General features: G+C 67.3%; 6 protein-coding genes and 1 pseudogene. 5 read left to right on the plus strand and 2 right to left on the minus strand.

Annotated elements, in window-relative coordinates:
• The 3 genes from FREUN1FDRAFT_RS36750 to FREUN1FDRAFT_RS36760 all read left to right on the plus strand — a co-directional run.
• The coding region (locus FREUN1FDRAFT_RS36750) for a carbohydrate ABC transporter permease (RefSeq protein WP_006545490.1) at window positions 1–476 on the plus strand (476 nt) is incomplete at its 5' end.
• Window positions 477–623: 147 nt separating this feature from the next.
• Window positions 624–1,589, plus strand: a complete 966-nt coding sequence (locus FREUN1FDRAFT_RS36755; protein WP_006545491.1) for a TIGR03564 family F420-dependent LLM class oxidoreductase — start codon at window positions 624–626, stop codon at window positions 1,587–1,589.
• Window positions 1,590–2,097: 508 nt separating this feature from the next.
• Window positions 2,098–3,216, plus strand: a complete 1,119-nt coding sequence (locus FREUN1FDRAFT_RS36760; protein WP_157475786.1) for a hypothetical protein — start codon at window positions 2,098–2,100, stop codon at window positions 3,214–3,216.
• A gap of 137 nt (window positions 3,217–3,353) precedes the next feature.
• On the opposite strand, the gene FREUN1FDRAFT_RS36765 is transcribed toward FREUN1FDRAFT_RS36760, so the two are convergent.
• Window positions 3,354–5,210 (minus strand): M3 family oligoendopeptidase, encoded by a 1,857-nt coding sequence (locus tag FREUN1FDRAFT_RS36765; protein ID WP_006545493.1) that lies wholly within the window; start codon window positions 5,208–5,210, stop codon window positions 3,354–3,356.
• Between the two features lie 198 nt (window positions 5,211–5,408).
• On the opposite strand from FREUN1FDRAFT_RS36765, the gene FREUN1FDRAFT_RS44685 reads away from it, so the two are divergent.
• Window positions 5,409–7,241, plus strand: coding sequence for a hypothetical protein (locus FREUN1FDRAFT_RS44685; protein WP_157475787.1), 1,833 nt, complete (start codon window positions 5,409–5,411; stop codon window positions 7,239–7,241).
• A gap of 223 nt (window positions 7,242–7,464) precedes the next feature.
• Window positions 7,465–7,716 carry a hypothetical protein gene (locus FREUN1FDRAFT_RS36770; RefSeq protein ID WP_157475788.1) on the plus strand — a complete coding sequence of 84 codons (252 nt, stop codon included), beginning with the start codon at window positions 7,465–7,467 and terminating at the stop codon, window positions 7,714–7,716.
• A gap of 66 nt (window positions 7,717–7,782) precedes the next feature.
• On the opposite strand, the pseudogene FREUN1FDRAFT_RS36775 reads toward FREUN1FDRAFT_RS36770, so the two are convergent.
• Window positions 7,783–8,289, minus strand: a pseudogene (locus tag FREUN1FDRAFT_RS36775) (IS701 family transposase); the annotation flags it as partial.

Consider the following 8,289-nt stretch of genomic DNA (forward strand, 5'->3'; position numbering starts at 1 on the left):
GCCGCACCGTCACCAGCCCGATCGATTTCAACGCCCAGCTCGAGAGCTGGCTGGCCCAGGCGAACACCCGCCGGGTCCGCGCGACCGGCACCCGCCCCGTCGATCTCCTCCTCCTGCTGCGCCAGCACATGGCCAGCTTCCCCCGGGACCTGATCGACGCCGCCCGCATCGACGGCCGCTCGGCCTGGTCCATCCTGTGGACGGTCATCGTGCCGAACCTGCGGGCCCCGCTCGCGGCGCTCGCGATCGTGCTGTTCATCAACGCCTGGAACGACTACTTCTGGCCGGCGCTGGTGCTCCAGCGGGCCGAGTCCGTCGTCCAGCTCGGCCTGCGCGGGCTGTTCGTCGGTGTCGAGGGCCCCGACTGGGGCGGTCTCATGGCCGGGTCGGGCCTGGCGTGCCTGCCCATCTTCGCCATCTACCTGATGCTGCAGCGCCACGTGGTGAGCGCCTTCGTCCGCTCCGGCCTGAAGTGAGCCGCAACTGGCAGCCGCCCCCCGGCGGGCCCGTCCCGTGTGAGTGATCGTCTCGGTATCGTCCGAAGCGCTTCGTCCCGCCGGCGGCTGCCGACGGGTGCCGGCGGACGGGTGATCTGCCGCCGATCCACGTGAGGGGCTGACACGATGCGCATCGGGACGATGATCGGCTCGGACCGCGACCGGCCCGCCCGGGACCGGGCGGCGAACCTCGCCGCCGATGCGCGCCAGGCCGAGGAGCTCGGCTTCACCTCGATGTGGGTGCCGCAGGTCCCCGGCTACTTCGACGCGCTGACCGCCGTCACGCTGATGGGTCAGGCGACCAGCCGGATCGAGCTGGGCACCGCGGTCGTGCCGATCCAGACCCGCCACCCCGTCGCGATGGCCCAGCAGGTGCTTTCCACCCAGGCCGCCTCCGGCGGCCGGTTCACGCTGGGGCTCGGGCCGTCGCACCACTGGATCGTGACCGAGCAGCTGGGCCTGCCCTACGAGCGTCCCGCCCGCCTGGTGCGCGACTACCTGGGGGTACTGAACGCGGCGTTCGCCGGAGCGGGGCGCGTCGACGTCGAGAACGACAGCTACCGGGTGCACAGCCCGCTCGACGTCCTCGATCCGGCCGCGACCGCGCCGCCGTCCATCCTGCTCGCGGCCCTCGCGCCGGTGATGCTGGGGCTGGCCGGGGGCCAGGCGTCCGGCACGATCCTGTGGATGGCGGACGAGCGGGCCATCGCCGACCATGTCGCGCCACGGCTGGCGAAGGCCGCCGAGGCCGCCGGCCGGCCGACCCCGCGGATCGTCGCCGGCGTACCGGTGGCGCTGTGCGCACCGGGCGAGGTGGACGCGGCCCGCGAGTACGCCGAGCAGACCCTCGGGCATGCCGAGCTCTCCCCGAACTACCTGCGGCTGCTGGAGCAGGGCGACGCCCGCGGCATCGGCGACGTCATGGCCGCCGGCGACGAGGCGGCGATCCTCGACCGCCTGCGCCGCTACCGCGACGCCGGCGTCACCGACCTCGGCGCCCGGGTGATCCCGCTCGGCGCGGACGTGGCCGCCCGGGCCGAGTCCCGCCGCCGGACCACCGAATTTCTGTCCACGCTCTGCCCGATGCTCTGATCGCGGCCCGCTCGCAGCCGCCGATCGAAGTCGTTGCTCGCAGCCGCTCGCAGCCGCTCGAAGAACTGAGGATTCTGGTCGTTCTCACGACCACGGTCCTCAGATCCTGCTCGGAAGCAGCGGCGGCGGCCCGGAGATGCCGCTCGAAGGTCTGAGGACCTTCGTCGTTCCAGCGACCAGGATCCTCAGGTCTTTCGCGGCAGCAGCGACGACCCGAAGCGCGGGTTTCTGCCACACGCTCTCCGGCGGCCAACAGGCTCAGGTTCTCGCCCGGCGGCGGTGCCCGGCAGGTATGGGAATTCCCGGTGCCGGGCCCTGGGTGAGCCGCCTACGTCGCCTGCCGGTAAGGTGCGGGACCTGGTCGCGCCGATGCCGGCGCGGGCCCCCTTTCCCGGGGGCCGTTTTCTGGGGCGCTTTGTGCCTGCCGGGTTTTGAGCTGCCGGTTGGATGTCGCCGCGGTCGGGTGAGACACGTGAGGTGGGAATCAGGCATGCGACGATGGGTGTCGATGGCTGTCACCGGGATGGTGATCGGGTGCGCTGTCGCCTGCGGAGGCCAGGGCTCCGGTGATGGTGGGGCCGGGACCGACGGCGCAGCGGTACGCACCGTTGACGGACCGGTCGACATGGGCACCCTGAACGATGTCTGCGACGGCGACGTCGCCCTGACCGGAGCGCCGCCCTACGCCGGGCCGGGGCCGCATCCGGTGACGGTGTTCAGCCAGCAGCAGGGAAACGACCCCACCGGCCCGAAACCGTCGATCCGCCTGCTGGCCGATACGGATCAGCAGGAACGCGCGGCGTTCGGCGCCCCGATGGCACGCACCCAGCTCGTGGCGTGCGCCGAGCGGGACAAGCGGAAACCCACCGACATCATCTGCCGGTTCGATATCGGCACTGCGGACGAGGTGCCGTTCTTCCGCACCTCCTACCGGATCACCGTGCGGGAGGCGCACACCGGCGCGGTTGTCGCCACCCTGCCGGTCGACCCTGCGGCCGCCGGGTGCCCGACCTCCGTCACGGTGGCGTGGGCGGGCGCCGAGGTGTTCAGCGCCCCCACCGACCGCCAGCTCGTCTCCGCGCTCTCGCCGCTCACCTCCTGGGACGGCACCGGATCCCCGGCTCACGCCGGCGGCCCGGATGACGTTCCGGCGCCGGCCGGCACCGCCGCTGGCAGCGAAGGTTCCGTGCAGATGACGACCGCGGCCGGGGTGGACACGAACAGCCCCGTCCTGCGCGATCATCTCGCCTTCTGGGCCGCCTTCACCGGCATCCAGGAAAGCGACCGCCCGAATCTGCGTGCGCTCCAGGCCCGGGTGGACTCGAGCTTTCTCAGCACCCTGATGAGCCTGGTCGACCTGCTCCGCGGGGACGCGGGCCGTTCCACCCGTGGCCCGGTGCACCTATTCGTGACCTCGGTGTCCGAGCAGGGCGGCAGCATCGCGGTGGACAGCTGTGTCGACGAGACCGCGCGGGAGAAGCTCCGGCTGTCGGTTCCGACCGGGGAGGTCGGCATCCGGTCCCGCGTCCGGGTGACCCTGGTACCAGGCCGCGACGGCTACCTGGCGACCGGCTTCACGGACGCGCCGCCCGCCGCGTGCCCGGCACCGGCCGGCCGGATCGGCTGACGCCGCTGCCGGTCAGACGCGCCAACCGGTCGTCAGCTGCGGCAGCCGGTCGTCAGCTGCGGCAGCCGGTCAGGCGCCGCAGCCGGCGACACCGGCCGCCGCGCCTGACCGTTCCGGCTGCGCGACTGTCCCGCGGTTCAGGCGCGCTCGATCCTCCCGGCATCGTGGGCTGCCGACTCGGCTGCCCGCAGCTGACCCTCCACGAGGTCGAGCCCGGCCGCCCAGAATCCAGGGTCGGCCAGGTCGATGCCGACGATGCGGCCCAGCTCCTCGGGGGAGCGTGACCCGCCGGCGGCGAGCATCTCCAGGTAGTGCGGCACGAACGCGCCACCGTCCTCGACGTAACGCTGGTACACCGACAGCGCCAGCAGCTGCCCGTAGGCGTAGGCGTACACATAGCCCGGTGTGCCGATGAAGTGCGGGACGTAGCTCCACCACGTCCGGTACCCCTCGGTGAGCTCCACCGAGTCGCCGAGCAGCTCCCGCTGGCTGGCCACCCAGGCCTCGTTGAAGGCGTCGACGGACAGCTCGCCCGCGGTCCGCCGCTGCGTGTGGACGGCCTGCTCGAACTGGTTCATCGCGATCTGGCGGAAGACGGTGGCGATCGCCCCCTCGACCGCCTCCGCCAGCAGGGCCAGCCGCTGCTCGGGGTCGGACGTCTGCGCCAACAGCCGGTTGAACACGATCGTCTCGCCGAACACCGACGCCGTCTCGGCCACGGTCAGCGGTGTGTTCTGCTGCAGAATCCCCTGTTTCGCGGCGAGCGCGAAATGAATGCCGTGGCCCAGCTCATGCGCGAGGGTCAGCACGTCCCGGCGCCGTGAGGTGAAGTTCAGCATGACGTACGGATGGACCGACGGCACCGCCGAGCTCGCGAACGCGCCACCCCGCTTGCCCGGCCGCACCGGTGCGTCGATCCATTTCTCGTCGAAGAACCGGCGGGCCTGGCGGGCCATCTCCGGCGAGAACGAGCCGAAGGAGTCGAGCACCAGGTCGCGTGACTGCTCCCAGCCGAAGTGCTCGTCGGCGGTCGTGACCGCGGCCATCCGGTCGTAGTCGGCGAGCCTGGGCAGGCCGAGAATCCGCGCCTTGAGCCGGTACCACCGCTGCGGGATGTCGTACCGCTCCCGGACGGCGGCGACGAGCGCCTGGACGGACTCGTCCGACACCTCGTTCGCCAGGTTGCGGCTGGTAAGCCAGGTGGGATAGCCGCGCAGCCGGTCGTTCACCGCCTTGTCGTGGATCAGGGTGTTGAAGATGTAGGCGCGGGTGCGCAGCCCCGGCGCGAGCGCTGCAGTGACCGCCTCAGCGGTCGCACGCCGGACCTCGCGGTCACTGGACGCCAGCCGGCTCAGCGCGACGTCGAGCGCCTCCCCACCGGCCCCTGCGTCGCCCACTCCGCCGGCTTCGCCCGTTCCGCCTGCGTCGCCCGCGCCTACCTCGATCGCCGAGACCTGCTCGGAGAACAGCCGGCTCCACGCCGCTCGGCCGGTCACCGACTTCTCGGTCAGCAGCTTCTCCTCCGGCTCACTGAGCAGGTAGGGGCGGTAGCGCCGTTCCGTCCGCAGGTAGTGGCGGGCCTGGTCGAGGCCGTCCGCGGCGAGCAGCCGCTCAGCGGCATCGTCGTCCAGTGCCGCCCACTCCAGGCCGAAGAACAGCAAGGTGGTCTCGATCGCGGTCGAGCGCTCCCGCACCTTCTGCATCAGCGCACCCCGGCCGGGATCAGCCGTGTCGGTGGAGAACCGCAGCGAGGCGTAGCTGCCTGCCCGCCCGATCAGCTCGTAGATCGCGGTCAGCTCGCCGATCGCGGCGACCAGCCCCGGCCCGTCCAGCGCGGCGACCCGGCCCGCGTGGCGCCGCGCGAACACCTCGGCGCGCCCCTGGGCGTCGGCGAGCTGCCCGTCGATGCTCTCCTCGCCCTGGCCGCCGAGCAGCGGCCCAAGGTCCCAGGCGGTGCTCTCCAGAGCCAGATCAGACTGCGTCCCGGTTGCCATCCCCGTACGTTACCGACCCTCGGCCGCCTGACCCGCCCGGCGCCACCCCGGCGGTCAGGCGCGCTGGATCCTCTGCGGTCTGTCTCCAAGGGGCAGGAGTCGGGCGGTGGGAGCGGACAGGAGATTCCGATCTCTGTGGAGTGAGCCACGGAGAGACCCAGGCGGGCCGTTGGTAGATAACTTACGATAGAAATCTGCGTGGCTCGATCGCGCGGCGACCTGGGGGTATCGAAATTGGCCACTGGATTTATCGTAACCCTTGCCCTTCAGTTTCCAGAAGGGCAAGGGGGCGACGATTTCGGGGTGAAGATACTAGAAGTGCCGTCGGTCGACGTTGAAAGAATAGTATTACTGAAGGACCCGAATCATTTTGAGGTGCTGGCGTCAATCGCATTTTCTGCGGAGCTCATTCCGAGGCTCGATGAGACCAGGCCACTATTTCGTGCCCGAGAGACAATAAAGCACTTGGCGTCTGTTGGGACACTTCCGGCGGCGACGATTGTCACGGATATCATTTCTTGTGACTGGCGAAGTTCAGACCTGCCTTACCTGTCTGGGGATGAAGCGGCCGAGCTGTGGCCGCAGGGCGGAAAAAGGCCGCCAGTCCTTTGGTGGGATTTATGTCGCTACATGACCGGTAAAAGTGCGGACAGAGTAGCCGATCCGTGGCGGATTTCGGACTTCTATGAAATTCCTAAGAACAGAATTCTTTGGCGGAGGCCGACCAAATTAGACTCTTTCCGAGTGGAGTATTCGGAAGCGCATATCATCCTGCGGGCCAGTAACGGGGATAAGTTGTTTTCGCGTAGCGCTCTCCCCTTCGGATGGTTTGAGGAGCTGACCAGTCGCGGCGAATGTCTCGCGGTGACGAGCTTCGACTCCTATCCCAGCGATCCGAAGTCTGTATGGCTTCGGAAATCTGCGCAGCGAGAGCAAGCCCGCGGTGGAAAAGTTCTGGCCATCCGGCGCCAAGCGCCCCCGGACGCGGACCATATCGAGGGCTGCACATTTATAAAACCTAGAACATATGATGACAGTATTCGGCGTCAAGTCTACCTGGACAGCAACATACTCATCGATCTGGAAAATTGGTTCTATGGCGCGCGGAGTTCGCCAAAAGACAAGAGTCGACTCAAAAATATCTTGCTGGCGCTGGCGGGTGATGACCTAATTCCCGGATTGGCGATCGAAGAAACCTCCCGGACTCGGCTCGCGGAACAACAGAACTTGCAGCGCAAAACTCGTTCGATACACGCCGTTCAAACTGTAATGTACTGGCTTCCGGAGCAGATTGAGGCAGAGTTCGACCAAGCTGCGCCGGCGGTAACGAGATTTCCTTTACGCGATCACCAGATTTCATTGTCCGTAGACGGAAGCGCGCGAGATGACGGTAGCATCTTTCCGTACTTTCAAGCGCCGACGTACGCAATACTACTCAGACTTCACCAGCTTCTGAAGCCTCGTTTCTCGGGTCCTCATGATAGAATCTCTCGTTTTCGGAAACTTGTGGGGTGGATCGATCATGAACTCTTTGTTGGTAAGCCCCTGGCGTTGAAAGTCGCAATAAACGCGTTTTTCGGCTGCGAAGACGGAAGTGACTACGTTCAGCGCCTCCTAAAGCCCGATTCGCGGGACCCCGTACATGCAGCATGGACTGCAATGTGGGACCTAACCTTTCTTCAGACACTGGACTATGGGAATAGTTTCGACCCGTCCGCCTTTAATCCATGCCTGGTAACCAGGGATCAAGCGATCATCCCGCTTCACAGGTCGTGTGCGCCGGCAGGTTCAATGCGAACGGAAGGCAAGCCGAGTTCAGCCTATATGGCCAAATTGGATATAGGGCGTAGATGGAAGGTCTATGAGTCGGAGATTGTGGAGATTCTTGAGGGGCATGAAAATAATCAACGAAATCGCATTGTGGAACGTTTGGCTGGCGGGGGGGATCTCGAAGAAAAAATAGGTCGGACGCGGCTCATTGCGCTTGCTCTCGAGGAAGAGATTGAGAGAACGCGGCCTTCTAGGGCGTGAGTTTCTCCCAGTCGGCATTCGGCGGGGCACAAGGTAGGCACTGCTGCGCCATGCGCAGGCATTGCGTAGCGCCTGCACGGCGGGTGCCGACCAGCCGACACGGTCCTATGGCAGGGCGGGCCGATGGAGTTCGACCGGGTCGTGCCTGACTCGGGGAACATGGCCGTGGCCGGGAAAAGTTCTGGCTCGGTCCCGCTCACGCGGGATGACGGTCACGTTCTGGGTGGACCTGGACGTCATTCATCTGCTGATCGCCTGGGCCGAGATCAAAGCGGTCCAGTCGCACCTGTCGGTTAAGGACCTGACCATGCTCGTTGCCAGCGGTGGACGGGGCGCCGGTCCGGTGCCGCTGCCCCCAGCCGAGCCTGGTGCCGTGCTCAAGGCGGATCGGACGTTGAGGAGGTCTGGCACCTTCGGTCTCGGTGGGAAAATCCTGCTCGCCGCGGAGGTCCTCGGTGGGTTTGTGGCGATTTAGTGGTTCCTACGTCTTGGTCCTACATCTTGGGCCTGCGCGACTAGTACTCCAGCCCGACTTTTGTGATCAGTTGAGTTGTAGGGCTTCGGCCTGGCGGTGGTAGTGGCTGATTTGTGCGCGTGCCTGGTGGCGGCGTCGCCACCGGGACCAGGCCAGCACGAAGCCGGCGGCCGGGGCGGGTCGGGGCATCGCGAGCTGGATGATGAGGTGGCGGACCTCGTTGACGGTGAGCGGGATCAGCCCGTCGGCGGGTTCGGTGTCATGGGCCCGGGCGGTGGTGACGGCGAGGAAGGCGTGGGCGAGCATCGCGAGCAGGGTCCAGCGGTGCCAGCTGGTCCAGCGGCGGACCTGGTGCTCGTCGAGGGCGGCGAGTTCCTTGGAGGACTGGAAGTCGTCCTCCACGTTCCAGCGGATCCCGGCGACGCGGACATAGGTGGCCAGCGGGACCGGGGTCGGGTGGTGGGTCCGGTAGAACGCGTACTCGCCGGTGGTGATGTTCCGGCGGATCAGGAGATGGTGCTGGCCGGGTAGGTCCTGGTCGGTGGTCGCGATGAGCGCCCAGTCGTAGAGCCG

The organism is Parafrankia sp. EUN1f, assembly GCF_000177675.1.
GTDB lineage: Bacteria > Actinomycetota > Actinomycetes > Frankiales > Frankiaceae > Parafrankia.

Bases quoted from the DNA above. Each gene is read 5' to 3' on its own strand.
- FREUN1FDRAFT_RS36755 (WP_006545491.1), top strand. From the start codon at position 624: ATGCGCATCGGGACGATGATCGGCTCGGACCGCGACCGGCCCGCCCGG.
- FREUN1FDRAFT_RS36760 (WP_157475786.1), top strand. From the start codon at position 2,098: ATGGCTGTCACCGGGATGGTGATCGGGTGCGCTGTCGCCTGCGGAGGC.
- FREUN1FDRAFT_RS36765 (WP_006545493.1), bottom strand. From the start codon at position 5,210: ATGGCAACCGGGACGCAGTCTGATCTGGCTCTGGAGAGCACCGCCTGG.